Below are 26274 nucleotides of genomic sequence, written 5' to 3' on the forward strand. Positions count from 1 at the left end.
GTACCGCAAGGGTTACCGCCCGGTCAGCCCAGCCGGGCCACCGCCCGCACCGGCGCGCCGTCCGCCGCGACCAGCCGCAGCGGGAACAGCGAGACCTCCACCGGCAGACCGGCCTCCTGGGCGGCCAGCAGCGGCCGCAGGTCGGTCAGGTTCTCGGCGATCACCCCGCCGCCGGACGCCCCCAGCAGCACCCGGTGCGCGGCGAGCGAGGGCTCGTCGGCGGTGCCGTGGTCGTGCTCGTCGGTGAGGTCGGCGAGCAGGGCGGCCACCGCGGGATCGCCCGGGCCCGGGTCGGGGGTCGGGTCGACGCTGAGCGCGTCCACCCCGACCGTCCGCACCCCGGCGGCGACGATCGCCTCGGCGGCGGCCGGGGTCAGGCTCGGGTGGGCGAGGTAGGCGTCGGTGCCCCAGTGCCGGGCCCAGCCGGTGGCCAGCAGCAGGACGGTGCCCTCGGCGGCCCGCTCCAGTGCGGGCGCCAGCAGCTCGGGGGTGACGGCCGTCCGGGGCTCCAGCCCGCGCAGGTCGGCGACCACGGCCGGGCCGGTGAACCGCTCCAGCGGCAGCCCGTCCAGGGTCGGCCAGGTGACGTCCACGTGGTACGGCGCGTCCACGTGCGTCCCGGACTGCGAGCCGAGGTGCAGGGCCAGCACGTTCACCCCGGCGGTGGCCGTGGTGAGCGCGGGCTCCAGCAGGACGGCCGGATCGCCGGGGTAGACCGGCATCGCGGTGGTCACCTGATGGGTGAGGTCGACGAGGGTCGCTGCCATGCGCCCATCCTCCCAGCCCCCGCCCACCCCGTGGACCCCCCCGGTTCCCGGCGCCACCCGGCCCGCCGCGAGGGCGCTGGTGAGCGGAGCGGACGGAGCCGGATAGAAATGCCCCATGGGAACTGCGAAACGTCAGCCGTGGGTGGTCGGGGTCTCGGGGGCGTCGGGAACGCCGTACGCGGCCTCGGTGATCCGTGCGCTGCTGGCCGCCGGCGAGGCGGTGGACCTGATCGTCAGCCGCGCCGCCCGGCTCACCATCCTGGACGAGACCGGCATCTCCTTCCGGGACGCCCACTGGCGCGCCGACCTCGCCGCCTGGCTCGGGAGCGACCGGGGGCTGGACGACGTCCGCTACTGGCCCGCCGGGGACTTCGCGGCCGGCCCGTCCAGCGGCTCGTACCCGGCCAAGGGCATGCTCGTGGTGCCCGCGACCACCGGCGCGGTGGCCGGGATCGCGCTCGGCCTGAGCAAGGACCTGCTGCAGCGCGTCGCCAGCGTCACCCTCAAGGAGCGCCGTCCGCTCGTCGTCTGCGTGCGCGAGACACCACTCAACGGGGTGACGTTGAAGCACTTGGTGGAGCTCGACGCACAGGGGGCGGTCGTGCTGCCCGCCGCACCCGGTTTCTACGCCGGCGGCTCCACCGTGCGCGAACTCGTGGATTTCGTGGCCGGACGGGTGCTGGACGCCGTCGACGTGCCGCATTCCCTGTACCTGCGCTGGGAAGGGGAGTTGGGGGCGGCCGCCCGCAAGACGGCCGACGGCGAGGGCGCTGCGGCTGAGGGGGAGTAAGGAGACCGAGGGCGGGAGAGTATGTTCTCTGCGATATCCGGGTCTTTCGGCGCGAGGCGCCTTTGAATCCGGATAATGATCTGTGGGTCTGGAGAGGTTCGGAAGGACGCGGACGGTATATGGACACGGTGGACAGACAGCTCATCCAGGCGCTCCGGGAGAACGGCCGCGCGTCCTACGCCGAGTTGGGCCGCCTGGTCGGGCTCTCCGGCCCGAGCGTCACGGACCGGATCAACCGCCTGGAGCAGGCCGGGGTCATCACCGGCTACCGGGCGACGGTCAACCCGGCCTCGCTCGGCTTCGGTGTCACGGCCCTGATCGGCCTTCAACTCACCGACGCGGCGGACCACGAGGACGTCGCGTTCCGGCTGAAGGACCTCAACGAGGTCGAGGACTGCTGGTTCATCGCCGGCGACGACTCCTACATGCTCAAGGTCAGGGTGGCCGACGTGGCCGGCCTGGAATCGGTGGTCAAGCGGATCTCGGGCACGAAGGGCGTGGCCAGGACCCGCACCACCGTCGTACTCTCCACGAAGTGGGAGAACCGGGTGAGTGAACTTCCTCCTGTAGGAGAGTGACGCATGGCACTGGTCGGACTGGAGGAGCTGCGCGCGGCTCGGCAGCGGATCGCCGGGGTCGCCGTGCGCACCCCGCTGGTTCCCGCCCCCTGGGCGGCCGAGGGGGAGCGGCGGCTCTGGCTGAAGCCCGAGAACCTCCAGCCGACCGGGGCCTTCAAGACCCGCGGCGCCTACAACCGGCTCGCCGCGCTCACCGAGGACGAGCGTGCCCGGGGCGTGGTCGCCCAGTCCAGCGGCAACCATGCGCAGGCGGTGGCGTACGCGGCCAGGACGCTCGGCATCAAGGCCGTGATCGTGATGCCGGACACCTCGCCCGCGGTGAAGGTCGAGGCCACCCGCTCGTTCGGCGCCGAGGTGATCCTGGTCGCGCCGCAGGAGCGGGACACCCTGCCCGCCGAGCTGGCCGAGCGGCACGGCTACGTCTGGGTCCCCCCGTACGACGATCCGTTCATCATCGCGGGGCAGGGCACGGTCGGCCTGGAGATCGCCGAGGACGCCCCCGCCGAGCTGGACACCGTCCTGGTGCCGGTCAGCGGCGGCGGCCTGATCGGCGGCACGGCGGCCGCGCTCAAGCTCACCCGCCCCGGCATCCGGGTGATCGGCGTGGAGCCCGAGCTGGCCGCCGACGCCCGGGCCAGCCTGCGGGCCGGCCGCCTGGTCGAGTGGCCGGTCGCCGACACCTACCGGACCATCGCGGACGGGCTGCGCACCCCGTCGCTCGGCGTGCTGCCGTTCGAGCACGTCACCGCCTACGTGGACGACATCGTCACCGTCACCGAGGACGAGATCCGGGCCACCGTGGCCGTGCTGGCCCGACGCGGCCGGCTGGTCGCCGAGCCCTCCGGGGCGGTCGCCCCGGCCGCCTACTTCCACCGCGCCGCCGAGACCGGGGGCCAGGTGGTGGCGGCCGTGGTCAGCGGCGGCAACGTCGACCCGACACTGCTCGCCGAGCTGCTCCGGGCATAGGCGTAACCTCGTTCCGGCAAGGAAACGAATGTCGGAGGAGGCGGGGCACCGCATGGACGCAGGGCTCAAGCGCGAGCTGGAGGCGAAGGTCTACGCGGGTGAGCGGCTGACCCGCGAGGACGGGATCGCGCTCTACGAGAGCGACGACCTGGCCTGGCTGGGCGGGCTGGCCCACCACGTGCGGACGAGGAAGAACGGCGACGTCGTCCACTTCAACGTCAACCGCCACCTCAACATGACCAACGTGTGCAACGCGTCCTGCGCGTACTGCTCGTTCCAGCGCAAGCCGGGCGAGAAGGACGCGTACACGATGCGCATCGAGGAGGCCGTCCGCCTCGCCAAGGCGATGGAGAGCGAGTCCCTCACCGAGCTGCACATCGTGAACGGCCTGCACCCGACCCTGCCGTGGCGCTACTACCCGCGCTCGCTGCGGGAGCTGAAGGCGGCACTGCCGAACGTCTCGCTGAAGGCCTTCACCGCCACCGAGATCCACTGGTTCGAGAAGATCAGCGGCCTGTCCGCCGACGAGATCATGGACGAGCTGATCGACGCCGGCCTGGAGTCGCTGACCGGCGGCGGCGCGGAGATCTTCGACTGGGAGGTCCGCCAGCACATCGTCGACCACGACACCCACTGGGAGGACTGGTCGCGGATCCACCGCCTCGCGCACAGCAAGGGCCTCAAGACGCCCGCCACCATGCTGTACGGCCACATCGAGGAGCCCCGCCACCGGGTGGACCACGTGCTGCGGCTGCGCGAGCTCCAGGACGAGACCGGCGGCTTCCAGGTCTTCATCCCGCTGCGCTACCAGCACGACTTCCACGACTCCAAGGACGGCGTCGTGCGCAACAGGCTGATGGCCCGTACCGAGATGGCCACCGGCGCCGAGGCGCTGAAGACCTTCGCGGTCTCCCGGCTGCTCTTCGACAACGTCCCGCACGTCAAGGTCTTCTGGGTGATGCACGGCGTCACCACCGCCCAGCTGGCGCTCAGCCACGGCGCGGACGACATGGACGGCTCGGTGGTCGAGTACAAGATCACCCACGACGCGGACAACTTCGGCACGCCGAACAAGCTCGGCCGTGACGACCTGCTCGGGCTGATCCGCGACGCCGGCTTCCGCCCGGTGGAGCGCAACACCCGCTACGAGGTCATCCGCGAGTACGAAGGCCCGGACCCGATGCGCCGTGAGTCCCCGCAGGCGATGCGCCTCTGACCCGCTCCACCCGCGCGGATCCACCCGCCGCCCCGGCCGATCGAAGGCCGGGGCGGCGGTTGTCTTCACGGCCTCCGCACGGGGCCCGGGTTTACCAACGGGTGCGGCGTTTGGCAGGATCGAAGGCATGTCCGGTTCTGATCGTGCCACCGCGTACCCGCCGCACCAGCCGTCGCAGGAGCCGGTCGACCTGATGCCACACCAGCAGGACGAGGGCTTCCAGCCGTACCGGCAGCCGGTCCGGCAAGAGGACCACGGCCAGTACCAGCCGTACGGCCAGGCGTCTGACGGGTACTACGAGACGTACGACCAGCCGTACCCGCAGTACCAGCCGTACCAGGCCGAGCCCGTCGCCGAGCCGCTCTCCGAGTCCGTCTACTACGAGGCGGAGCCCGCTGCCGCGCCCGTCCACCACGAGCCCGTCGCCTACGAGCCGGTCCAGCACGAGCCCGTCCACCACGAGCCCGTCGCCTACGAGCCGCTCGCCTATGAGCCCGAGCCCGTCGTGCTCGCCGTCGCGCCCGTCGCTCCCGCGCCGGGTGCCCGGGCGGCCGCCCGGGGACGGCGGCGCAAGGCCAAGCAGAAACGTCACGGCAAGGCCGTGATGGCCGGCACCGCGCTGCTGGTCGCCGCCACCGCCGGCTGGTACGCCGTCGGCCAGGACGACGCCAAGCCCGGCATCGCCGCCGCCGACGGCCCAGGACCGGAGGGCGTCAGCAAGCCCGACCAGCCCGCCCCGGCCCCCGCGGCCGTCCAGGCCGCCTCCAACCGGCAGGCCGCCGCCCCGGCCGCGGACCGCAGCCAGACCCGCGCGGACGGCTCGGTCGCCGCGATACCCGGCCTCGGCGCGACCTTCACCGCGAAGATCCCCGCCGAGACCACCCAGGTCGTGGTCGCCTCCGGCCAGGACAAGAACACCGACAAGAACACCGTCACCCTCTGGACCCGCACCCCCGAGGGCCGCTGGCTGGCCGGCGAGACCTGGCAGGGCCACAACGGCAAGAACGGCTGGACCACCGACCACAACGAGGGCGACCTGCGCAGCCCGATCGGAGTCTTCGGCCTCACCGACGCGGGCGGCCGCAAGGCGGACCCGGGCAGCAAGCTCCCGTACGACAAGGACCCGAGCTTCGTGGTCTCCGGCACGGGCTTCTTCGGCGACCAGCTGGAGGGCTCCTTCGACTACGTGGTCGCGATCAACTACAACCGCGTCGCCGGCAAGTCCCCGCTCGACCCGCGCCGCCCGATGGGCCCCAAGAAGGGCGGCGGCATCTGGCTCCACGTGGACCACGACGGCCCGACCCACGGCTGCGTGTCGATCCCCGAGGACAAGATGGCCCAGTTGATCCGCACCCTGGACCCGGCGGCCCACCCGGTCATCGTGATGGGCGACGCACCCACTCTGGCCGCCTGACCTCGGCGTACGCGGAACCCGGGCGCCGCAAGGGCCCTTGTGGACCTCCTACAGATCGAGAGGGCGGATCCTGTCACCGGTCATGCCATGCTGACCAGCGGGTAACCCGGTTCCATGGCAGTATGAGCGGTTCGCGCATTGTGGCACTCGGCCACTACCAGCCCCCCAAGGTCCTCACCAACGACGACCTGGCGGCGCTGGTCGACACGGACGACGAGTGGATCCGCACCCGCGTGGGCATCCGCACCCGGCACGTCGCCGAGGACGAGACCCTGGTCGACCTCGCCACCGAGGCCGCCCAGAAGGCGCTCGCCAACAGCGGCCGGACGGCGGCCGAGGTCGACCTGGTGGTGGTCGCCACCTGCACCGCGATCGAGCGCAGCCCCAACACCGCCGCGGCCGTCGCCGCCCGGCTGGGCGTGCGCTCGCCCGCCGCGTACGACATCAACACGGTCTGCTCCGGCTTCTCGTACGCCCTGGCCACCGCCGACCACGCGATCCGGGCCGGCGCGGCCCGCCGCGCCGTGGTGATCGGCGCCGAGCGGATGTCCGACACCCTCGACTGGACCGACCGCTCCACCTGCGTGATCTTCGGCGACGGCGCGGGCGCCGCGGTGGTCGAGGCCCAGGAGGACGGTGCCGAGCCCGGCATCGGACCGGTGGTCTGGGGCTCGGAGCCGGAGCGGGGCGACGCCGTGGTGATCACCGGCTGGGACCCGGTGATCAGCCAGCAGGGCCAGTCGGTCTTCCGCTGGGCCACCACCCAGCTCGCCCCGCTGGCCCGCCAGGCCTGCGAGCGGGCCGGGATCGACCCGTCCGAGCTGAAGGGCTTCGTCCCGCACCAGGCCAACCTGCGGATCATCGACGCGATCGCCGGCAAGCTGGGCCTCGGCGAGGACGCGGTGGTGGCCCGGGACGTGGTCCACTCCGGCAACACCTCGGCCGCCTCGATCCCGCTCGCCTTCTCCAAGCTGGTCGAGCGCGGCGAGCTCTCGCCCGGCGACCCGGTCCTGCTCTTCGGCTTCGGCGGCGGCCTGGCCTACGCCGGCCAGGTGGTGCGCTGCCCCTGACGCCATGGCCCCGTGAGGCCGCCCGGATGCGCCGCGGCGCCGTCCGGACCCGAACACGCCGTGGGCGGGCACCCTGTCGCGGGTGCCCGCCCACCGGCATGTCTGGCGCGCGTGGGGTACGTCGGCGGACCTCCCCCGAGGACACGGCCGTCGTCCGCCGTACCCCGGACAGGAGGCCGGGGCTGCGCGCGGAGCGGATGGTGGATCGGAGAACGGTCCTACTTGGGCGCCTTCTTGCCGGTGACGCCCAGGTACACCAGGGGAGCGAGGTTGGGCTTGAGATCCTTGACCTTGACGCCCCAGGAGGTGAAGGCCTTCTGGTGCTCGGCCGCCGAGGCGAGCAGCGAGACCAGGGCCCCGGCCACGGCGTTCGGGTCGAGCGACTTGTCGGCCTGGCCCTTCGCCTGGAGTTCCCTGACGGCCTCGGCGAGCGGCTTGGCGACCGCGTTGAGGACCGTCATGCGGATCTTGAAGAACCGCTTGTCCCCTTCGGCGGCACCGAGCGTGACCACTCGGAGAATGGCGTCGTTCTTGCGCCAGAAGGCGAGGAATCCGTCGACCAGTTCTTCCGAAGTGGTCGGTCCGGACTTCCCTGCCCAGGACTTTCCGGCCACCAGCTCTTTGAGCTGGTCGGCGTCCTTGGCCATTTCCTCGGCGATTTCGAGGACAGCGCCCTCGACATCCGGGAAGTACTGGTAGAAGGTCGCGGGGGAGGTACCCGCCATACGGGCGACGTCGATGACCTTGACGTCCCGATAGGGCGACGTGCTGAGCATCTCGCGGAGGCAATCGAGCAGCTTCTGCCGCGTCTCCTGTCCGCGTCGCCCGGCGACGCGACCGTCGACGGTGCGAACTTGTCCTGTCATGCCGTCAGCTTACCGTGGCAAGATCTTGGCGCGATTCGGTGATGCGACTATTACTCCGCACGGGGGGTCGGTTATAGCGTCATGAACCGCTTCGGACGGATATTCACCGGGCCTCGAAGCCCCTGTTGAAGCCCCCCCGTGTGCTTTTGACCTCACAGCGTGACGGCGAGTCCGCTGAGGGGTGGTCGGGTGACAGAGCGTGACGATGGCCGAGGATCGCGGGGTCGTCCGGAAGTGGACGGTCCGCGGCTCCGCGCGCAAGCCGCCCCGGAGCGGGCGTCAGGATCCGGCCGTTCCGTCCTCGCTGGTCAGGGGCCTGTCCGGGGCGCCGTGCGGGCCCGAACGGCGCGTTCCGGCGGGTGGGGGAGGTTGGATATGCGTGGGGCGGCATTGGAGAATCGGGTCCGGCACCACGCGGCGGGTGCGGACAACGGGGAGGTGGCAGCGGAGTGGACCAGCTGACGGCGCACGATCCGAGGCGGATCGGGCCCTTCGAGGTGCTGGGGCGGCTCGGCGCGGGTGGGATGGGGCTGGTCTACCTGGCGCGTTCCGCGTCGGGGCGGCGGGTCGCCATCAAGACCGTGCGGGGTGAGCTGGCCGAGGACGAGCTGTTCCGGGTCCGCTTCGCCCGTGAGATCGAGGCGGCCAAGACGGTCGGCGGCTTCTACACCGCGGCCGTGGTGGACGCCGACGCGGACGCCCGGGTGCCCTGGCTGGCCACCGCGTACATCCCGGCCCCCTCGCTGGAGGACCTGGTCGAGGAGTGCGGCCCGCTGCCGGTGGAGGCCACCCGCTGGCTGGTCGCCGGCATCGCGGAGGCCCTCCAGTCCATCCACGCGGCCGGGCTGATCCACCGCGACCTCAAGCCCTCCAACGTCCTGGTGGTCGAGGACGGCCCGAAGGTGATCGACTTCGGCATCGCCGCCGGCGTGTCCAGCACCCGGCTCACCATGACCAACGTCGCGGTCGGCACGCCCGCCTACATGTCCCCCGAGCAGGCCAGGGACAGCCGGACCGTCAGGGGCGCCAGCGACGTCTTCTCGCTGGGCTCGCTGATGGTCTTCTGCGCCACCGGGCACCCGCCCTACCGGGGCACCAACCCGGTCGAGACGGTGTTCCAGCTGCTGCGCGAGGAACCGGACCTGACCGGCATGCCGCCCGAGCTGATGGACCTGGTCCGCGCGTGCATGCAGCAGGCCCCCGAGCGCCGGCCCACGCCGGCGCAGATCCAGACCGAGCTGGCCCCGCACCTCTTCTCCCGGGACGACGCCTCCGGCGAGGCCGGGGACTGGCTGCCGGTCGACGCGCTGGAGCTGATCGAGCGCAAGCGGGGCCGCCGCCCGGCCGCCCCGCCGCCGCGCCCGCCGGCCGCGCCGCCCCAGCCGCCCCCGCACCCGCAGGTGCCGCCCCCGCACCTCCCGCCGCAGCACCCGGCACCGGCCGACCCGCGCACCAACCCGGGCGGGCGGCACGCGCAGCCGCCGGCCGGGCCGGTGCACAGCCTGCCGCGGCCGGGCCAGGCCTCCGAGGCCGAGATCCCGACCGCGAAGGTCGCCTACCCGAACCGGCACCGGGCGCCGACCGGCGGCTCCGTCGAGGTGCAGCTGTCCGGCGCCTCGGTGCGGATAGGTCCGGGGCCCCGGGCCGAGTACGAGCAGCCGGGCCCGAACACCGCCCCGGCCACGACGGACTGGGTCCGCCGGGCCCCCACCCCGCCGCCCCCGCCGGTCGCCCGCTGGCGTCCCTGGCGGTTCCGGATGTCCAACGACGTCTGGGGCACCCCGGTGGTCGCCGACGGCACGCTCTTCGTCTCCAGCTTCGAGGTGCACGCGCTGGACGTCGCCTCCGGCGAGCGCCGCTACAAGACGCGGGACGTCGCCTGGGCGCTCGCGGTGGACGCCGGCCGGGTGCACGCCGCGGACGGCCCCCACCTGTACACGGTGGACGCCGCGGACGGCGCCGAGCGCTGGCGCACCTCGCTGGACGGCTGGGTGTACTCGCTCTCCGCCGCCGAGGGCGTGCTCTGCTGCGGGATCAGGGGCGGCGGCGTCCAGCTCCGCTCGGCCGCCAACGGCGCCGAGCTGTGGCGCGCCGACGACGCCCAGCAGGACTACGAGAACCCCCAGTCGGGACCGGTCCTGGTGGGCGGCGCCGCCTACTACTACGGCGGCGGGCGGCTGCGCTGCGTCGACCCGCGGGGCGCGGGCCTGCGCTGGTCCTTCCAGGTCGGCGAGGACGTGCCCTCGCACCCGGTCGAGCGCGGCGGCGTGCTGTACGTGTCGGCCGGCACCCGGGTGTACGCGCTGGACGCGGCCAGCGGGGCCGAGCGCTGGCGCTTCGAGGCCCCGGTGGTGCTGTTCACCCCGCCCGCCCTGGACGCCGACGCGGTCTACGTGGCCGACTACCTGGGCACGGTCTACGCGCTGGACGCGGCCACCGGCCTGGACCGCTGGCGCGGGGTCACCGGCCGCCGCCAGGGCGCCGACCCGGTGGTGGTCTCGGACGGCATGGTGCTGGTCGGCAACGGCGAGGTGCTGTACGCCTTCGAGGCGGCCACCGGCCGTGAGCGCTGGCGCTACACCGCCCGCGGCGAGATCGTCGGCTCCCCGGCGGTGGCCGACGGCCTGGTCCACCTGGGCAGCCGGGACCACTCGCTGCACACCCTGGACCTGGCGAGCGGTCAGCTGCGCTGGGAGCTCGGCACCAAGGGCGAGCTCACCGGCTCGCCGGTGGCGGTCGGCGGCCGGGTCTTCGTCGGCTCCAAGGACCGCTGCGTGTACGCGCTGGACGCCTTCTACGGAACGGCGGTGCCCGCCCGCTGACGCGCGGGGCGGACACCGCCGGTCGGCCGGGTCGGGCCGGATCAGGCCTTGCGGGCCCCGGGGTGGCGGCTGCACCAGCCGTCCCACGCGGAGGAGACCATCTCCGTCACGTCGTGACGGGCGGTCCAGCCCAGCTCCCGGTGGATCAGGTCGGCGGAGGCCACCACCCGGGCCGGGTCGCCGGGGCGGCGCGGGGTCACCTCGGCGGCGGTGTCGTAGCCGGTGACCTTGCCGATCACCGCCAGCATCTCCTTGACGCTGACGCCCTCGCCGCGGCCGATGTTCAGCACCAGGGAGGTCGCGCCGGCCGGGTCGGCGGCCATCCGCTTGGCGGCCGCCACGTGCGCCGAGGCGATGTCGGAGACGTGGATGAAGTCGCGGACGCAGGTGCCGTCCGGGGTCTGGTAGTCGTCGCCGAAGATCCGCGGGGCCTCGCCGGCGGTGAGCCGCTCGAAGACCATCGGGATCAGGTTGAACACCCCGGCGTCGGAGAGCTCGGGGGAGGCGGCGCCGGCCACGTTGAAGTAGCGCAGGGCCACGGTGGACATGCCGTGGGCCTTGCCGGCCGCGGCGACCAGCCACTCGCCGGCCAGCTTGGTCTCGCCGTACGGGCTCATCGGGGCGCAGGGCGTGGACTCGGTGACCAGGTCGACGTCCGGCATGCCGTAGACCGCGGCGGAGGAGGAGAAGAGGAAACGCTTCACCCCGCCCTCGGCGGCGGCCTCCAGGACGGTCTGGAGGCCGATCATGTTCTCGCGGTAGTACAGGAACGGCTGCTCGACGGACTCGCCGACCTGCTTCTTGGCGGCGAAGTGCAGGATGCCCTCGACGCCGTGCTCGCGGATCGCGGCGTCCAGGGCGGCGCGGTCCAGGGTGGAGCCCTCGATCAGGGGGACGCCGGCCGGGAGCCGGGAGGCGTCGCCGGTGCTGAGGTCGTCCAGGACGGCGACGCGCTCCCCGGCGTCGAGCAGCTGTCGGACGACGTGTCCGCCGATGTATCCGGCACCGCCGGTGATCAACCAAGTCATGGCCCGAATCCTAGGCGCTCGGATTCGATCGCCACGTTCGGGCGAGTCGGAACAACAAAGCGGACAAAACGGTGAAAAGCTGACAAGGATTTCCGTGCGTTCATGACTGCGCCCGCTCGGCGCGGTGACGAATCGGAGGCAGCCAGGTGCGCCGTCACAAGGAACACGCCAGCCCCCTGCCCGCCGGACCGCGGCCGATCGGGCCGTGGGCGCGGGGCCGGCGGCTGCCGGGAGTCGTCGCGATGGCGCTGGTGGCCGTGCTGGCGCCGGCCGGGTGCAGCAGCGGCTCGTCCTCCTCGTCCACCCTCGCCGCCACCGCCTCGCCCCCGGCGACCGCCTCGCCCCCGGCCGCCTCGACGAACGGCGCGACCCAGTTGCAGGAGGCCTACCAGGCGGTGATCGCCAACGTGCTGCCCTCCGTGGTGCAGATCACCACCGGAGACAGCCTCGGGTCCGGGATCGTCTACGACGACAAGGGCGACATCGTCACCAACGCCCACGTGGTCGGCACCGCGACCGGCTTCACGGTGACCCTCGCCAACAGCACCACGGCGCTGGACGCCGGCCTGGTCGCCAGCTACCCCGACTCCGACCTCGCGGTGATCCGGCTGAAGAACCCGCCGAGCGGTCTCAAACCGGCCAGCTTCGGCGATTCGAGCAAGGTCCAGATCGGCCAGATCACCCTTGCCATGGGCAGCCCGCTGGGCCTGTCCGGCAGCGTCACCCAGGGCATCGTCTCGGCCATCGGGCGGACCGTCTCCGAGCCCCAGGCGCCGGGGTCGCCGGGCGCCACGATCAGCAACATGGTGCAGACCTCGGCGGCGATCAACCCGGGCAACAGCGGTGGCGCGCTGGCCGACCTGGACAGCAAGGTGATCGGGATCAACACGCTCGCCGCGACCGAGCCGCAGACCAACGGCGCGGCCGCCCCCGGCATCGGCTTCGCCATCCCGGCGAGCACCATCACCAACATCGCCGACCAGCTGATCAAGCAGGGCAAGGTCACCAACTCCGGCCGGGCCGCGCTCGGCATCACCGCCCGGACCAGCTTCAACCAGCAGTTCCAGCCCACCGGTGCGGTCATCGTGGCGGTCACCCCGGGCGGCGCGGCCGCCTCGGCGGGGCTCCAGGTCGGGGACGTCATCACCAAGATCGGCGACACCCAGGTGGACTCGCTGAACGCGCTCACCACCGCGCTCGCCGCGCTCAGCCCGGGCAGCAAGACCACCGTCACGTACATCCGGAACGGCGAGACCAGGACCGCCGCCGTCACCCTCGGCGAACTGGCACTCGCCCGGACCTCGCCCTGAGCCCCGGTACGGGGACACCGGGCCGCACGCCGCGCAAGGGTTCAGCGGGCCGGGTGCCGTACCGGACCGGCGCCGGGACCCCAGTCTCTGCCACGACGGGGTCCCGGCGCCTTGCCGTGTTCCGGGGGAGGGGCGGTCAGCGGCGGGCGGTGCGGGTGCGCCAGGGCAGCTCGACGGTGACGGTGGTCGGCCCGCCCTCGGGGCTCTCCACCAGGAAGACCCCGTCCACCGCGCGGATCCGCTCGGCCAGTCCGGCCAGTCCACTGCCCGGGTAGGGGGCCGCGCCGCCCTTGCCGTCGTCCTGGACCAGCACCATCAGCTGGTCGTCCGAGCGCCAGACCTCGACCGAGGCGGAGCGGGCGCCGGCGTGCTTGGAGACGTTGGTCAGCAGCTCGCTGACGGTGAAGTAGGCGATGCCCTCGACCGCCGAGTCCGGGCGCTCGGGCTGCCCGTCCGCGCCGGCCAGGTCGACGTTCACCCGGACCCCGCCGGGGACGGTGCAGCGGGCGGCGACCGAGGACAGCGCGGCGTCCAGACCACGGTCGGTGAGCACCGCCGGGTGGATGCCGCGGGCCAGGTCGCGCAGCTCCTGGAGGGCCAGCTTCACCTCGCCGTGGGCGTTGTCGACCATCCTGGTGGCGGCCGCCATGTCGTCCTCGCTCTCCACCTCGCGCAGCCGCTCCTTGGCCATGCCGAGGTCCATCGCCAGCGCGACCAGCCGGGCCTGGGCGCCGTCGTGCAGGTCGCGCTCGATCCGGCGCAGGTCGGCGGCGGCGGTGTCGACCACGGTGCCGCGGTCGTCCTCCAGCTCGCGCACCCGCTCGGCCAGGGCGCCCGGGAAGAGCAGCGACTCGATCAGGATGCGGTCGACCGCCACCAGCCCGCGGACCACCCAGGGCAGCACCGGCCAGAGCACGATCACCGAGACCAGGGTCAGCGCGAAGCTGAGCACGCCCCACGGCAGCATCAGCACGTTGTAGAGCGCCGAGCGCCAGTTCAGCAGGTCGGTGAGCTGGGCGATGGTGTAGCCGACCATCCCCGGGCGGCGCGGCTTCACCGGCTCCGGCTCGTCGATCCCGGAGCCGTACGCCACCCGGGCCCGCTGCCGGCCCAGCGCGCCCAGGGAGCGGGAGACGGCCAGGCCACCGGCCAGCAGTGGCAGACCGATCACGGTGATCGACAGTCCCAGGCCGACCGCCAGGGTGGTCACCGCCAGCACGAAGCCGAAGATGCCGAGCGGCAGGTTGAGCAGCAGCCGGCCGACCTGGTGCCACATCCTCGTGCCGTACAGCGGCGGACGCTCCATCCGAGCGTCCTGCTCCTTGATGGCGTCCACGGCGCGGTGCAGCGGCTTCATCCGGATCTACCGTCCCTCTTCGTCGTGCGGGTGGACCAAGCTTCCCGAACGCCGGGCGGTGCAGGCCATGGGGGTGATACATCTTCCCGGCCGGGGGTTAACCCCACCCCGGGCGGGGGTGCCGGAGGTCCGCCGGGGTGTCCGGCGGTCGTCTTGCCAAGCGGGCAGGGTTCGGGCGGAGCGCGGCGGTCCCCTTAGACTCACGCTTTGGCCATGGTTGGGTCCGTGAGAGCAAACGTCGTAGAACTGTCCTGAGGGCGGATTCACGGCCGAGGTGGAGGCGAAGGCATGGAGGGGAAGCACGCGGCTGCCGTCGCGGCCGACCCGGCGGTCGGCAGCGGCTACTTCGACGCGTACGCCGCGATGGGCCTGCTGGCCGTCGTCGGGGTGCTCTTCGTCGCCGTGGCGTTCACCGCCAACCGGCTGCTGCGACCCGTGGTGTACTCGCCCGAGAAGCTCCTCGCCTACGAGTGCGGGGTGGACCCGGTGGGCGAGGACTGGGCGCACACCCAGATCCGCTACTACGTGTACGCCTTCCTGTACGTGATCTTCGCGGTGGACGCGATCTACCTGTTCCCCTGGGCGACCGTCTTCGCCTCCGCCGGGTACGGCGCCGGAACGCTGATCGAGATGTTCCTGTTCATCGGCTTCCTCGCGGTCGGGCTGCTGTACGCCTGGAAGAAGGGTGTTCTGGAATGGACGTGACGCACTCCCACTCCCACGGCGGCGCGCAGGGCGGTCCCGTCCCGCTCGGGCTGCCGGACCCGGCGCGCCCCGGCGCCGTCGAGCGCCGCGGCATAGGCCCGCTGGCCCGGCTCGCGCCGGACCCGGTCAAGGTGGTGCTCAACTGGGGGCGCCGCTACAGCCTCTGGTGCTTCAACTTCGGGCTGGCCTGCTGCGCGATCGAGTTCATCGCCGCGTCCATGGCCAAGCACGACTTCATCCGGATGGGTGTCATCCCGTTCGCACCCGGCCCCCGTCAGGCTGATCTGATGATCGTCTCCGGGACCGTCACCGACAAGATGGCGCCCGCCGTCAAGCGCCTCTACGAGCAGATGCCCGAGCCGAAGTACGTCATCTCCTTCGGCGCCTGCTCCAACTCCGGCGGCCCGTACTGGGACTCGTACTCGGTCACCAAGGGCGTGGACCAGATCATTCCGGTGGACGTCTACGTGCCCGGCTGCCCGCCGCGGCCGGAGGCGCTGCTCCAGGGCATCCTCAAGCTCCAGGAGAAGATCGCCGCCGAGTCCCTGCCGGACCGCTACACCACGCCCGCGGCGGCGCTGCGCCGCCCGCTGGTGGCCGGGCCGCAGGCCGCTTCCGGGGCCGGCACTCCGGCCGCGGGAGCCGGCCCTTCGACCGAGGGAGGGGCCTCGTGACTTCCGCCGAGCAGTACGCGGCGTCGGTCGGGGAGTGGGCGACCGGCGCCGAGGCGTACGGGCTGACCACCGTCGACGTCCCGGCCGAGCACTGGATCGAGGCGCTCACCAACGCCCGCGACGTCCTGGGCCTGGGCTTCTTCGACTGGCTGAGCGCCGTCGACGAGCTCGCCGACGGCTTCTGCGTGGTCGCGCACCTGGCCGCCGTCGAGGCTCCGGGCGTGCGGCACCTCGCGCTGCGCACCCGGCTGCCGCGCGACGGGGCGGCGCTGCCGACCGCCGTCGGGGTGTACGCGGGTGCCGCCTGGCACGAGCGCGAGACCCACGAGATGTTCGGCATCGACTTCCCCGGGCACCCCCACCTCGTCACCCTGCTGCTGCCGGACGGCTTCGAGGGGCACCCGCTGCGCAAGGAGTTCGTGCTCGCGGCCCGGGTCGCCAAGGACTGGCCGGGCGCCAAGGAGCCGGGCGAGTCCGACCACGGCGGCGGGCCGGCCCGGCGCAAGATGCAGCCGGCCGGTGTGCCGGACCCGAACGAGTGGGGGCCGCTCAAGGGCACCCTGCCGCCGGTCGCCGAACGGCCCGCGCGCGGTGCGCGGGCGGCGGGTGCGGCGGCGCGGACGCCCCGGGCGGCCGCCGGTGCCGGTGCTGCCGGTGCTGCCGGTGCCGCCGCCGAGGGCGGCGCTCCGGTGCGGGCGGACCGGCCGCGGCGGACCAGGTCGGTGTCGGAGGGGTCGGCGAGCCAGGCGGCCGCCGAGGCCCCAGCGGCGGTTCCGGCCGAGGGCGGCGCTCCGGTGCGGGCGGACCGGCCGCGGCGGACCAGGTCGGCCTCCGAGGGATCGGCCAGCCAGGCGGTGGGCCAGGGGACCGACCAGCCGGCCGCCGAGCCGACGGCCGGGCCCGCGGCTCCGGTACGGCCCCGGCCCTCCGACGCGCCCCGGTCCGCGGACGCGCCCTGGCACAACCCGGTGCCCGCCCACGACGAGAAGCCTTCGGACGGGAAGCCGTCCGAGGAGAAGCCGTCCGAGGAGAAGCCGTCCGAGGAGAAGCCGTCCGAGGAGAAGCCGTCCGAGGAGAAGCCGTCGGGCGAGCCGGCCGGGCGGCAGGACGAGACCTCGGCCGGAGCGGCCGACCAGGACGGAGACGGCGCGTGAACCTGCTCGACACGGTGCTGCGCTGCGTCGCCACCCTCGTCGTCTTCCTGGTCTTCCCGCTGGTCATCGGCCAGACCGAGCACAAGGTCATGGCGCACATGCAGGGCCGGCTCGGCCCGATGTACGCGGGCGGCTTCCACGGCTGGGCGCAGCTCGTCGCCGACGGCGTGAAGTTCGCGCAGAAGGAGGACATCGTCCCGGCCGGGGCGGACCGCCGGATCTTCCAGCTGGCGCCCGCCGTCTCGCTGCTGCCGTACCTCTTCGTGCTGCTGGCGATCCCGGTCGGCCCGGACGGCTTCGTCGGCCAGGCGGTCGACGCCGGCCTGTTCTTCGTGCTGGCCGTGATGGGCGTCGGCGTGATCGGCAAGCTGATGGCCGGCTGGGCCTCGGCGAACAAGTTCTCGCTGCTCGGCGCGCTGCGCACGGCCGCCCAGCTGATGTCGTACGAGCTGCCGATGGTGCTGGCGGCGGCCTCGGTGGCGATGGCCGCCGGCACGCTGTCGCTGCCCGGGATCGTGGACGCCTGGGAGTGGTACTGGCTGCCCTGGCAGATCATCGGCGCGTTCGTGTTCTTCACGGCCGGTCTGGCCGAACTCCAGCGGCCGCCGTTCGACATGCCGGTCGCCGACTCGGAGATCATCTTCGGCGCGTACACCGAGTACACCGGCCTGCGGTTCGCCCTGTTCCTGCTGTCCGAGTACGCGGGCATCCTGGTGGTGTCCGCGCTGACCGCGGTGCTCTTCCTGGGCGGCTGGCACGGACCGCTGCCGGACCAGCTCGGCTGGCTCTGGATGATCCTCAAGACCTTCGCGCTGGCCTTCGTGGTCATCTGGCTGCGGGTCACCTACCCGCGTCTGCGCGAGGACCAGCTGATGCGCTTCGCGTGGACGGTGCTGATCCCGCTCGCGCTGGTCCAGCTGGCCCTCACCGGCATCATCAAGGTGGCGATCTCATGAGTTTTCCCGGTGTCGGGCTCGCGAAGGGCCTGGCCGTGACGCTGCGGACGATGACGAGGAAGAGCGTCACCGCGCAGTACCCCGACGTGCAGCCGGTGCTGCCGCCGCGTTCGCGCGGCGTCATCGCGCTGCTGGAGGAGAACTGCACGGTCTGCATGCTCTGCGCGCGCGAGTGCCCGGACTGGTGCATCTACATCGACTCCCACAAGGAGACGCTGCCGGCCGCCGAGCCGAACGCCCGGGCCCGCACCCGCAACGTGCTGGACCGGTTCGCCATCGACTTCTCGCTCTGCATGTACTGCGGGATCTGCATCGAGGTCTGCCCGTTCGACGCGCTGTTCTGGTCGCCGGAGTTCGAGTACGCGGAGACCGACATCCACGAGCTGACCCACGAGCGGGAGAAGCTCCGCGAGTGGATGTGGACCGTTCCCGCGCCGCCGGCGCTGGACCCGGCGGCCGAGGAGCCCAAGGAGATCGCCACCGCGCGCAAGGCGGCGGACAAGCTGGCGGCCGCTGCCGCGGCGGCCGCCGCGGCAGCGGCTACCGAGGAGAAGGGTGACGACGCGTGATCGGTGCCACCACGCTTCTCGCGGCGACCGGCTCCCTGGAGCCGGCCGCCCGTTCGTTCCTGTCCCCGACCGGTCAGGAGATCGTCTTCCTGCTGGTCGGCATCGCCGTGCTCGGCTCGGCCGTGGTCTCGGTGACCACCAGGCAACTGGTGCACGCCGCGCTCTGGCTGGTGGTCGCGCTCGGCGGGCTGGCGGTGGAGTTCCTGCTGCTCACGGCCGAGTTCATCGCCTGGGTGCAGGTGCTGATCTACCTCGGCTCGGTGGTCGTCCTGGTGCTGTTCGGGCTGATGCTCACCAAGGCGCCGATCGGGCGCTCGCCGGACGCCGACTCCAAGAACCGCTGGGTGGCGCTGGTCGTGGCGCTGGCCTCGGCCGGGACGCTGGTCACGCTGGTGGTCGACGCCTTCCGGACCTCCTGGATCGACCTCGGCCAGGGCGGCGGCTCGGCCGCCGTCACCGGGGCCAGCCTTTTCCGGCACTGGGTGCTGCCCTTCGAGGCGCTGTCCGTGCTGCTGCTGGCGGCGCTGGTCGGCGCGATCGTGCTGTCCCGCGGCGCCAAGCGGCGGGTGCCGGCGCCCCGGGCGGGCAAGCTGCGCGCCGGGCGGCCGGTCGGGTCCAACGGGACGGTCGCCGCGACGGCGCCGAAGCCGGTTCCGGCGGCCGCCGAGCCGGTGACCGCCGAGCCTTCGACCGCCGAGCAGCCGACGGCCGCGCAGCCGACCGCCGAGCCGTCGACCTCTGAGCAGGAGGGCTGATGCACCTCGCCTACCCCGCCGTCCTCGCCGCGCTGCTGTTCAGCGTCGGCGTGTACGGCGTGCTCGCCCGGCGCAACGCCGTCCTGGTGCTGATGTCCGTCGAGCTGATGCTCAACGCCGTCAACCTCAACCTGGTCGCCTTCGACGCCTGGCTGCGGGACTCGCTGCACGCCGGGCAGGCGCTCACCCTGTTCACCATCACCGTCGCCGCCGCCGAGATCGGGCTGGGACTCGCCATCGTCCTGCTGCTGTTCCGGGCCCGGGGCACCGCGGACATCGACCGGGCCACCGCGCTCGGCGACCCGGCCGAGGCGCTCGCCGTCGAGGAGACGCCGGTCGACGCCGAGGCGCCGGTCGGAGCCGAGGCACTGAAGGGCCGGGCCGCCGCATGAACCTCGCCCTGCCCGTACTCGTTCCGGCGCTGCCCGCGCTCGGCGCCGCCGCGACCCTGGCCGTCGGCAAGAAGGCGCCCGGGCTGGCCCGGCCGCTGGCGATCGTCCCGGTCGCCGTCTCGGCGGTGCTCGCCCTGGTGGTCGCCCTCCAACTCGGCACCGGCCAGACGCTGGACGCCGCCACCCGGCTCACCCCGACCGGTGGCCCGGACATCGCGCTCGCGCTCCACCTGGACGGCTTCAGCTCGCTGATCTCGGTGCTGGTCGGCCTGGTCGCCACCTGCGTCCAGGTCTACTCGACCGCGTACCTCAAGAAGGACCCGCGCTACCCCTCGTACGCGGCGCTGGTCTCGCTGTTCACCGCGGCGATGTTCCTGGTGGTCTACTCGGGCGACCTGATCGTGCTGCTGGTCGGCTGGGAGGTCATGGGCCTGTGCTCGTACTTCCTGATCGGCCACCACTGGGAGACCGCGGACGCCCGCTCGGCCTCGCTGAAGGCCTTCCTGGTCACCAAGCTCGGTGACGTGCCGTTCCTGTTCGGGATCTTCCTGCTCGGCGCGGACGCCGGCAGCTTCCGCGTCCCGGACGTGCTGGCGGCCGCGACGGAGGGCCGGCTCGGCCACCCCACGCTGACCGCTCTGCTGCTGCTCGCCGGCGTGGCCGGCAAGAGCGCGCAGTTCCCGCTGCACACCTGGCTCCCGGACGCGATGGCCGGCCCGACCCCGGTCTCCGCGCTGATCCACGCCGCCACCATGGTCGCGGCCGGCATCTACCTGGTCGCCCGGCTGCTGCCGGTGTTCCTGCTGTCGGGCGCGGCGCTGGTCGTGCTCGCGGTGATGGCCGCCGTGACGATGATCGGCTCGGCGCTCTGCGCGCTCGCCCAGGACGACCTCAAGCGGGTGCTCGCCTACTCCACCGTCGGCCAGCTCGGCTACATGGCCGGCGCGCTGGCCAGCGGGGACCGCGAGGCCTCGGTCTTCCACCTGGTCAGCCACGGCGCGTTCAAGGCGCTGCTCTTCCTGGCCGCCGGTGTGGTGATCCACGCCGCGCACACCAACTCGATCTCCGCGATGTCCCGCATCCCGGGGCTGCGCAAGCGGGTGCCGGACGCCTACTGGACGATGGGCGTCGCGCTGGTCGCCCTGGTCGGGCTGCCGCCGTTCTCCGGCTTCTTCAGCAAGGAGGCGGTGCTGACCGCCGCCGAGCACGCCGCCAAGGGCGAAGCGCTGACCAACGGGCTCGGCCCGGCCTCGGCGGTGCCGCAGGCCGCCGGGTGGATCGTGCTGATCTCCGCCGGGCTCACCGCGCTGCTCACCGCCGCGTACGCGGCCAGGCTCTTCCTGGTCGCGTTCCACAGCCCGGCCGGGGCCGCCGCGGCCGCCCCGCAGGTGCTGCCCGCCGCCGACCGGAGCACCGTCGCGGCCGACCACGAGGCCGACGCGCCGTACTCGCCCGAGCTCGACGAGGCCGACCCGGCCGCCGCCGAACCGCCCGCGATGCGCTGGCCGCTGTGGGTGCTGGCCGTGCCGACCATGGGCTTCGGCATCGCCGGCCTGCGCTCGGACTGGCTGCCCGCGCTGCTGGACGGCGGCTCGCTGCGGCCCTCCGCCGTCACCGCCGTCACCGGGACCGGGCTCGCCGTCGTCGGCGCGCTCGCCGCGTACGGCGCCTGGCGTTCGGCGACCGCCCGACTGGGCACCGGCCGCCCGGCCCCGGCCGTCGCCGGCCGGGTGCCCGAGCAGGGCGCCGCCCCGGCCGCCGAGGTGATCGTCGCCGACCCCGGGCGCACCCTGCTCGGCCCGCTGTTCGGCCCGGCCCGGCACGGCTTCGGCGTCGACCGGCTGTACCACGCGCTGTTCGTCCGCCCAGTGGGCGCCGCCGCCAAGCTGGTCCGCTTCCTCGACCGCGAGGTCGTCGAGACCTACGTGCGCGGCAGCGCGGTGGGCGCCAACCTGCTCGGCCGGGCCGTCCGGCTCGCGCAGACCGGCAACGCCCAGACGTACCTCAGCGCCCTGCTGGCCGCCGTCGTCCTGCTGGCCGTCCTGGTGGCGGTGTAGCCGGTGCTGCTGTCCTCCACCTCCGTCCCCTCGACCGCTGCTGGGAGCCCCCGATGAACGCAGTCCTCATCGCCCTCCTGGTGCTGCCGCTGCTCGGTGCCGCACTCACCCTGGCGCCGGTGTTCGGGCCGGACCGGGCCGTGGCCGACCGGCGGGCACTGCGGCTGAACACCGTCGTCACCGGCGCGGTGTTCCTGCTCACCGTCGCCCTCGCGGCCGCCTTCGACCACGACGAACCCGCCCGGATGCAGGCCACCACCGACGTGTCCTGGATCCCGGCCATGCACGTGCGCCTCCACCTCGGGGTGGACGGCGTCTCGCTGCCGCTGGTCGTGCTGACCGCGCTGCTCACCTTCCTCTGCGCGCTGTACTCGGAGAAGAGGCTGCCGAACGGGGAGGGCGTCCCGTCGGCGCAGGCCTTCGTCGGGCTGTTCCTGCTGCTCGAAGTCGGCATGCTCGCCACCTTCGCGGTGCTGGACCTCCTGCTCTTCTTCGTGGCCTTCGAGATCGTGCTGATCCCGATGTACTTCCTGATCGCCCGCTGGGGGAGCGGGGCGAAGGTGCCGGCCGCCAACCGCTTCATCCTCTACACGCTGCTCGGCTCGGCCGTGATGCTGCTCGGCTTCCTGCTGATCGGCAGCAAGGCGGGCACCTTCGACATGCAGGCCCTGGCCGCCGCGCACGGCAGCGGCCTGAGCCACACCACCCAGGTGATCGCCGCGCTGGCGATCCTGGTCGGGCTCGCGGTCAAGGCCCCGGCCTGGCCGCTGCACAGCTGGCTCCCCGACGCGCACACCGCCGCCCCGACGGTGGGCTCGGTGCTGCTCGCCGGCGTGCTGCTGAAGATGGGCACCTACGGCCTGGTCCGCGTCCTCCTCCCGGTCGTGCCGGACGGCGCCGCCACGCTGGCCCCCTACCTGGGCGCCTTCGCGGCCGTCGGCATCGTCTACGGCTCACTGGCCTGCCTGGCGCTGGCCCGCCCCGGAGCCAAGGGCGACCTCAAGCGCCTGATCGCGTACTCCTCCGTCGGCCACATGGGCTTCGTGCTGCTCGGCATCGCCTCCCTCACCCCGGTGGGCGTCAACGGCGCGCTGTTCGCCAACATCGCCCACGGTCTGATCACCGGTCTGCTGTTCTTCGTCGTCGGCGCGCTCAAGGACCGCTACGGCACCGCCGACCTCGACACCCTCGCCGGCACCACCGGAGCTGCCCTGTACGGCCGGGCCCCGCGGCTCGGCGTGCTGCTCGCCTTCGCCGCCGTCGCCAGCCTCGGCCTGCCCGGCCTGGCCGGCTTCTGGGGCGAGCTGCTCGCCATGTTCGGCGCGTTCGACCCGGCCGACGGCCTGTCGCGCCCCGCGTTCGTCACCTACATGGTCCTGGCCGGCCTCGGCACCCTCCTCACCGCCGCGTACCTCCTGATCGTGGTCAAGCGCGTCTGCATGGGGGACCCCGAGCAGCCCGCACCGGTGGCCGAGCTCGCCGACCTGCGCCCGTACGAGGCCGTCAGCTGGACGCCGCTGGCCGCGCTCACCCTGCTCGCCGGCCTCTGGCCCGCGCTGCTGCTCGGCCTCTCCGATCCCGCCGTCAAGCACCTCCTCGGGGGTGGCTGACCGTGCTCGCAGCCCAGACCGCCGCACTCGGACCTCACTCCACGGGGCAGCACACTGTGACCTCCCTCGCCGTAGCCAACCCGGGCAGCCTGATCCAGTCCGTGGACTGGGTGGCGATCGCGCCCCCGCTGATCGCCGCCGTGGCCTCCCTCGCCGTGCTGCTCACGGACCTGTTCCTGCCCGAGCGGCACAAGCGGTGGCTCGGCCGCCTCACCGCGGCCGGACTCGCCCTCGCCCTCATCGCGCTCCTTCCCCTCACCGGCGGATCACCCCGAGCGACCTTCTGCGTGCAGAACGTAGCAGGGGGGTCTGACAACGGCGGTTGCTCGTACGTCGCCGACCACTTCGCCCTGGTGTTCCAGCTGCTCGCCCTCGGCGGCGCGCTGATCGCGGCGCTGCTGTCGGCGCACACGGTGGAGACCGAGAAGCTGCCGCGCGGCGAGTACTGGTTCCTGCTGCTCTCCAGCGCCACCGGCGCCGCCCTGCTGCCCGCCTCCCGGGACCTCGCCACCATGGTGATCGCCCTGGAGGTCGCCTCGCTGCCCGCCTTCGCCCTGGTGGCGCTGCGCCGGGACGGCCGGGGCGCGGAGGCCGCCTTCAAGTTCTTCGTCTCCTCGGTGACCGCGACCGCCGTGATGCTGCTCGGCGTCGGCTTCGTCTACGCGGCGAGCGGCAGCCTGCACCTCGGCGCCGTCGCCCAGGGCCTGGAGCACGCCCCCGGGCAGCTCAGGCCGCTGGCCGAAGCGGGCGCGGTGCTGACCCTGGTCGGCTTCGCCTTCAAGGTCGCCGCCGTCCCGTTCCACTTCTGGGTGCCCGACACCTACACCGGCGCCCCGCTGCCGGTGGCCGGCTACCTCTCGGTGGTCGGCAAGGCGGCCGGCCTGTCCGGGCTCGCCCTCGCCACCACCGTCGCGTTCCGCCCGTACGCCCACACCTGGGGCCTGGTGCTCGCCGTGCTGGCCGCCGTCACCATGACCGTCGGCAACGTCGGCGCACTGCGGCAGCGCTTCGACACCCGCTACAGCGCGGTGCGGCTGCTCGCCTGGTCCTCGGTCGGCCAGGCCGGGTACCTGCTGGTGCCGCTCGCCGCCGCCGGCTACGCGCCCACCGGCGTCGATCCGCTCGGCGCCACCGCCGCGTACGCGCTGATCTACGGCGTGGTGAACCTCGGCGCCTTCGGGGTGGTCGCCGCCGTCGGCCGCCGCGCCGGGACCAGCGTGGACGACTTCCGCGGCCTGTTCTCCCGCAACCGCTGGACGGCGCTGGCGCTCGCCTTCTTCCTGCTCTGCCTGGCCGGGCTGCCGCCGGGCGTGATCGGCCTGTTCGGCAAGGTCGTGGTGTTCCGCGCGGCGGTCGACGCCGGGCTGGGCTGGCTGGCCGTGGTGATGGCCGTCAACGTGGTCGTCGCCCTGTACTACTACCTGCTGTGGACGGCCCGGCTGTTCGCCCCGGCGGGCGACGCGCCCCTCGGGGAGGCCGCCGCCGGGCACCGCCTGCCGGTGAGCCTCACCGCGACCCTGGGGCTGACCGCCTCGGCGGCCGTGGTCCTCTCGGTGGCGCCGCAGCTGGTCCTCCAGGTGGCGGGCGGCTCGCTGTTCTGAGCCCCCGGCCGGGACCGGGCCGCGGTGCGGCGGGGCGGTCCCGGGGCACCGTCGGGGGGCGCGGTCCTGCGGTGTCGGGCCGCGGTCCGGCGGTGTCGCGTCGGTCACAAGGGAACAAGGTCCCCGGCCCCACCCGTTGACCGGGCAAGAGGGACGAGGCAGAAAGGGCTTCCCCACCGCACCATTGGAGGGCCTGACGTGCACAGCAGGCACAACGGACTGAGGACCGCCGTCCTGCTCGGAGGCCTCTCGGCGCTGATCCTGGTGATCGGCAGCCTCTTCGGCCGCACCGGCTTCGTGATCGCCCTGCTGGTCGCCCTCGGGACCAACGCCTACGCCTACTGGAACAGCGACAAGCTCGCGCTGCGGGCCATGCGCGCCCGGCCGGTCAGCGAGTTCGAGGCACCCGGGCTGTACCGGATCGTCCGTGAACTCTCCACCTCGGCCCGCCAGCCGATGCCCCGCCTCTACATCTCCCCGACCCCGGCCCCGAACGCCTTCGCCACCGGCCGCAACCCGCGCAACGCGGCGGTCTGCTGCACCGAGGGCATCCTGCGGATCCTGGACGAACGCGAACTGCGGGGCGTGCTCGGGCACGAGCTCAGCCACGTCTACAACCGGGACATCCTGATCTCCTCGGTGGCCGGGGCGCTCGCCTCGGTGGTGATGTTCCTGGTGAACTTCGCCTGGCTGATCCCGTTCGGGCGCAGCGAGGACGACGACGGCCCGGGGCTGTTCGGGATGCTCGCCATCATGATCCTCGGCCCGCTCGCGGCCGGGCTGATCCAGCTGGCGGTCAGCCGCTCCCGCGAGTACCAGGCCGACGCCGACGGCGCCCGGATCACCGGCGACCCGCTCGCCCTCGCGAGCGCCCTGCGGAAGCTCGACGCCGGCACCCGGCAGCTGCCGCTCCCGCCCGAGCCGCAGCTCCAGACCGCGAGCCACATGATGATCGCCAGCCCCTTCCGCCCCGGCGAGGCCGGCGCGAAGCTCTTCTCCACCCACCCGCCGATGGCCGAGCGCATCGCCCGCCTGGAGCGGATGGCGGGCCACGGCCGGTAGGGCCCGGGCGCCTCGGGCGCCGTACGCCCCCGAACCCCCGCCTCCGACCGGGTCGGCGCGGCCCCTTGCTCGTTAGGATGAACCCGCGCCCGTCGGTCCGGGCGCGGCATCCGGAGGGAGTGGGCCGTCATGGCAGACCAGAGGCACGCCCCGACGACCGGGGACGCGCCGACCCGGCGACGCGGCCAGGGCGAGCTGGAGGCGCAGGTGCTCGCGGTGCTCCAGCAGGCGCCCGGCCCGGCGGCCGCGGGATGGGTCCAGGAACGCCTGGACGGCGACCTGGCGTACACCACGGTGATGACCATCCTGTCCCGGCTGCACGCCAAGAACGCCGTGACCCGGACCCGCTCCGGCCGCTCCTACCTGTGGCAGGCCTCCTCGGACGCCGCCGGGCTGGCCGCGCTGCGGATGCGCCGGATGCTCGACGGGGAGGCGGACCGGGACGCCGTCCTGGCCAGTTTCGTCAGCGCGCTGCTGCCGCACGACGAGGAACTGCTCCGGGCGCTGCTGGACGCCGCGTCCGCCGATCCGGCAGCGCCCGACCGTGAGAGCTGA

24 protein-coding genes are annotated in these 26274 nt (G+C 73.3%); 20 read left to right on the plus strand and 4 right to left on the minus strand.

Going from position 1 to position 26274, the window contains the following annotated elements; all coding sequences use genetic code 11:
* Window positions 1-23: 23 nt before the first annotated feature.
* Window positions 24-767, minus strand: coding sequence for a cyclase family protein (locus ACWDBE_RS28550; RefSeq protein WP_449788115.1), 744 nt, complete (start codon window positions 765-767; stop codon window positions 24-26).
* A 115-nt stretch (window positions 768-882) separates the two neighbouring features.
* On the opposite strand from ACWDBE_RS28550, the gene ACWDBE_RS28555 reads away from it, so the two are divergent.
* The 6 genes from ACWDBE_RS28555 to ACWDBE_RS28580 all read left to right on the plus strand — a co-directional run bounded on the left by ACWDBE_RS28555 (window position 883) and on the right by ACWDBE_RS28580 (window position 6801).
* Entirely contained in the window at window positions 883-1557 is a 675-nt protein-coding gene (locus tag ACWDBE_RS28555; RefSeq protein WP_392867597.1) for a UbiX family flavin prenyltransferase, read from the plus strand.
* 119 nt (window positions 1558-1676) lie between these two features.
* Window positions 1677-2135, plus strand: a complete 459-nt coding sequence (locus ACWDBE_RS28560) for an Lrp/AsnC family transcriptional regulator (RefSeq protein WP_030055719.1) — start codon at window positions 1677-1679, stop codon at window positions 2133-2135.
* A 3-nt stretch (window positions 2136-2138) separates the two neighbouring features.
* Window positions 2139-3101 (plus strand): threonine ammonia-lyase, encoded by a 963-nt coding sequence (locus ACWDBE_RS28565; protein WP_392867594.1) that lies wholly within the window; start codon window positions 2139-2141, stop codon window positions 3099-3101.
* Between the two features lie 52 nt (window positions 3102-3153).
* The gene (gene mqnE, locus ACWDBE_RS28570) at window positions 3154-4317 is read left to right on the plus strand and encodes an aminofutalosine synthase MqnE (RefSeq protein WP_449788117.1); all 1164 of its coding nucleotides are present in this window, start codon (window positions 3154-3156) and stop codon (window positions 4315-4317) included.
* Window positions 4318-4444: 127 nt separating this feature from the next.
* A complete protein-coding gene (locus tag ACWDBE_RS28575) occupies window positions 4445-5731 on the plus strand; it encodes a L,D-transpeptidase family protein (protein WP_449809472.1) in 1287 nt (428 codons plus the stop codon).
* A gap of 122 nt (window positions 5732-5853) precedes the next feature.
* Complete coding sequence (locus tag ACWDBE_RS28580) at window positions 5854-6801, plus strand: beta-ketoacyl-ACP synthase III (protein ID WP_449788119.1); 948 nt, start codon at window positions 5854-5856, stop codon at window positions 6799-6801.
* A gap of 218 nt (window positions 6802-7019) precedes the next feature.
* Here ACWDBE_RS28580 and ACWDBE_RS28585 read toward each other — a convergent pair whose 3' ends face one another.
* Complete coding sequence (locus tag ACWDBE_RS28585; RefSeq protein ID WP_049651546.1) at window positions 7020-7667, minus strand: TetR family transcriptional regulator; 648 nt, start codon at window positions 7665-7667, stop codon at window positions 7020-7022.
* Between the two features lie 449 nt (window positions 7668-8116).
* On the opposite strand from ACWDBE_RS28585, the gene ACWDBE_RS28590 reads away from it, so the two are divergent.
* Window positions 8117-10489: an outer membrane protein assembly factor BamB family protein gene (locus ACWDBE_RS28590; RefSeq protein ID WP_449788120.1), complete on the plus strand. Its 2373-nt coding sequence runs from the start codon at window positions 8117-8119 to the stop codon at window positions 10487-10489.
* 41 nt (window positions 10490-10530) lie between these two features.
* Here ACWDBE_RS28590 and galE read toward each other — a convergent pair whose 3' ends face one another.
* Entirely contained in the window at window positions 10531-11517 is a 987-nt protein-coding gene (galE, locus tag ACWDBE_RS28595; RefSeq protein WP_449788121.1) for a UDP-glucose 4-epimerase GalE, read from the minus strand.
* A gap of 242 nt (window positions 11518-11759) precedes the next feature.
* Between galE and ACWDBE_RS28600 the strand changes: the two genes are divergently transcribed.
* On the plus strand, window positions 11760-12827 hold the full coding sequence (locus ACWDBE_RS28600) for a S1C family serine protease (RefSeq protein WP_449788294.1): 1068 nt from the start codon (window positions 11760-11762) through the stop codon (window positions 12825-12827).
* A 136-nt stretch (window positions 12828-12963) separates the two neighbouring features.
* Here ACWDBE_RS28600 and ACWDBE_RS28605 read toward each other — a convergent pair whose 3' ends face one another.
* Entirely contained in the window at window positions 12964-14133 is a 1170-nt protein-coding gene (locus ACWDBE_RS28605) for a sensor histidine kinase (RefSeq protein ID WP_449788295.1), read from the minus strand.
* Between the two features lie 339 nt (window positions 14134-14472).
* Between ACWDBE_RS28605 and ACWDBE_RS28610 the strand changes: the two genes are divergently transcribed.
* The 12 genes from ACWDBE_RS28610 to ACWDBE_RS28665 all read left to right on the plus strand — a co-directional run bounded on the left by ACWDBE_RS28610 (window position 14473) and on the right by ACWDBE_RS28665 (window position 26274).
* Window positions 14473-14889: an NADH-quinone oxidoreductase subunit A gene (locus tag ACWDBE_RS28610; protein WP_392867575.1), complete on the plus strand. Its 417-nt coding sequence runs from the start codon at window positions 14473-14475 to the stop codon at window positions 14887-14889.
* The gene (locus tag ACWDBE_RS28615) at window positions 14880-15563 is read left to right on the plus strand and encodes an NADH-quinone oxidoreductase subunit B (protein ID WP_449788122.1); all 684 of its coding nucleotides are present in this window, start codon (window positions 14880-14882) and stop codon (window positions 15561-15563) included. The genes ACWDBE_RS28610 and ACWDBE_RS28615 overlap by 10 nt, the downstream gene beginning before the upstream one ends.
* The gene (locus tag ACWDBE_RS28620; protein WP_449809473.1) at window positions 15560-16717 is read left to right on the plus strand and encodes an NADH-quinone oxidoreductase subunit C; all 1158 of its coding nucleotides are present in this window, start codon (window positions 15560-15562) and stop codon (window positions 16715-16717) included. The genes ACWDBE_RS28615 and ACWDBE_RS28620 overlap by 4 nt, the downstream gene beginning before the upstream one ends.
* Window positions 16714-17673, plus strand: coding sequence for an NADH-quinone oxidoreductase subunit NuoH (nuoH, locus tag ACWDBE_RS28625; RefSeq protein WP_449788124.1), 960 nt, complete (start codon window positions 16714-16716; stop codon window positions 17671-17673). The genes ACWDBE_RS28620 and nuoH overlap by 4 nt, the downstream gene beginning before the upstream one ends.
* Window positions 17670-18242 carry a NuoI/complex I 23 kDa subunit family protein gene (locus ACWDBE_RS28630; protein ID WP_392867566.1) on the plus strand — a complete coding sequence of 191 codons (573 nt, stop codon included), beginning with the start codon at window positions 17670-17672 and terminating at the stop codon, window positions 18240-18242. Before nuoH ends, ACWDBE_RS28630 begins: the two co-directional genes overlap by 4 nt.
* Window positions 18239-18997, plus strand: a complete 759-nt coding sequence (locus ACWDBE_RS28635; protein WP_449788125.1) for an NADH-quinone oxidoreductase subunit J — start codon at window positions 18239-18241, stop codon at window positions 18995-18997. Before ACWDBE_RS28630 ends, ACWDBE_RS28635 begins: the two co-directional genes overlap by 4 nt.
* Window positions 18997-19389, plus strand: coding sequence for an NADH-quinone oxidoreductase subunit NuoK (gene nuoK / locus ACWDBE_RS28640; protein WP_449788126.1), 393 nt, complete (start codon window positions 18997-18999; stop codon window positions 19387-19389). The genes ACWDBE_RS28635 and nuoK overlap by 1 nt, the downstream gene beginning before the upstream one ends.
* A complete protein-coding gene (locus tag ACWDBE_RS28645) occupies window positions 19386-21446 on the plus strand; it encodes an NADH-quinone oxidoreductase subunit 5 family protein (protein ID WP_449809474.1) in 2061 nt (686 codons plus the stop codon). The genes nuoK and ACWDBE_RS28645 overlap by 4 nt, the downstream gene beginning before the upstream one ends.
* Window positions 21447-21499: 53 nt before the next feature.
* Entirely contained in the window at window positions 21500-23056 is a 1557-nt protein-coding gene (locus tag ACWDBE_RS28650) for a complex I subunit 4 family protein (RefSeq protein WP_449809475.1), read from the plus strand.
* Between the two features lie 56 nt (window positions 23057-23112).
* Complete coding sequence (locus ACWDBE_RS28655; RefSeq protein WP_449788129.1) at window positions 23113-24657, plus strand: NADH-quinone oxidoreductase subunit N; 1545 nt, start codon at window positions 23113-23115, stop codon at window positions 24655-24657.
* 198 nt (window positions 24658-24855) lie between these two features.
* Window positions 24856-25719: a zinc metalloprotease HtpX gene (gene htpX / locus ACWDBE_RS28660; protein ID WP_392867550.1), complete on the plus strand. Its 864-nt coding sequence runs from the start codon at window positions 24856-24858 to the stop codon at window positions 25717-25719.
* Between the two features lie 129 nt (window positions 25720-25848).
* A complete protein-coding gene (locus ACWDBE_RS28665; RefSeq protein WP_449788130.1) occupies window positions 25849-26274 on the plus strand; it encodes a BlaI/MecI/CopY family transcriptional regulator in 426 nt (141 codons plus the stop codon).

The sequence above is a fragment of the Kitasatospora sp. NPDC001132 genome (assembly GCF_053598415.1).

Excerpts from the sequence above, each read along its gene's own strand:
- ACWDBE_RS28575 (WP_449809472.1), top strand. The coding sequence starts at position 4,445 with ATGTCCGGTTCTGATCGTGCCACCGCGTACCCGCCGCACCAGCCGTCG.
- ACWDBE_RS28645 (WP_449809474.1), top strand. The coding sequence starts at position 19,386 with ATGAACCTCGCCCTGCCCGTACTCGTTCCGGCGCTGCCCGCGCTCGGC.
- mqnE (WP_449788117.1), top strand. The coding sequence starts at position 3,154 with ATGGACGCAGGGCTCAAGCGCGAGCTGGAGGCGAAGGTCTACGCGGGT.
- ACWDBE_RS28610 (WP_392867575.1), top strand. The coding sequence starts at position 14,473 with ATGGAGGGGAAGCACGCGGCTGCCGTCGCGGCCGACCCGGCGGTCGGC.
- ACWDBE_RS28555 (WP_392867597.1), top strand. The coding sequence starts at position 883 with ATGGGAACTGCGAAACGTCAGCCGTGGGTGGTCGGGGTCTCGGGGGCG.
- ACWDBE_RS28605 (WP_449788295.1), bottom strand. The coding sequence starts at position 14,133 with ATGGAGCGTCCGCCGCTGTACGGCACGAGGATGTGGCACCAGGTCGGC.
- ACWDBE_RS28565 (WP_392867594.1), top strand. The coding sequence starts at position 2,139 with ATGGCACTGGTCGGACTGGAGGAGCTGCGCGCGGCTCGGCAGCGGATC.
- ACWDBE_RS28600 (WP_449788294.1), top strand. The coding sequence starts at position 11,760 with ATGGCGCTGGTGGCCGTGCTGGCGCCGGCCGGGTGCAGCAGCGGCTCG.
- nuoK (WP_449788126.1), top strand. The coding sequence starts at position 18,997 with ATGCACCTCGCCTACCCCGCCGTCCTCGCCGCGCTGCTGTTCAGCGTC.
- ACWDBE_RS28665 (WP_449788130.1), top strand. The coding sequence starts at position 25,849 with ATGGCAGACCAGAGGCACGCCCCGACGACCGGGGACGCGCCGACCCGG.
- galE (WP_449788121.1), bottom strand. The coding sequence starts at position 11,517 with ATGACTTGGTTGATCACCGGCGGTGCCGGATACATCGGCGGACACGTC.
- ACWDBE_RS28550 (WP_449788115.1), bottom strand. The coding sequence starts at position 767 with ATGGCAGCGACCCTCGTCGACCTCACCCATCAGGTGACCACCGCGATG.
- ACWDBE_RS28630 (WP_392867566.1), top strand. The coding sequence starts at position 17,670 with ATGAGTTTTCCCGGTGTCGGGCTCGCGAAGGGCCTGGCCGTGACGCTG.
- ACWDBE_RS28585 (WP_049651546.1), bottom strand. The coding sequence starts at position 7,667 with ATGACAGGACAAGTTCGCACCGTCGACGGTCGCGTCGCCGGGCGACGC.
- ACWDBE_RS28615 (WP_449788122.1), top strand. The coding sequence starts at position 14,880 with ATGGACGTGACGCACTCCCACTCCCACGGCGGCGCGCAGGGCGGTCCC.
- ACWDBE_RS28560 (WP_030055719.1), top strand. The coding sequence starts at position 1,677 with ATGGACACGGTGGACAGACAGCTCATCCAGGCGCTCCGGGAGAACGGC.
- ACWDBE_RS28580 (WP_449788119.1), top strand. The coding sequence starts at position 5,854 with ATGAGCGGTTCGCGCATTGTGGCACTCGGCCACTACCAGCCCCCCAAG.
- ACWDBE_RS28650 (WP_449809475.1), top strand. The coding sequence starts at position 21,500 with ATGAACGCAGTCCTCATCGCCCTCCTGGTGCTGCCGCTGCTCGGTGCC.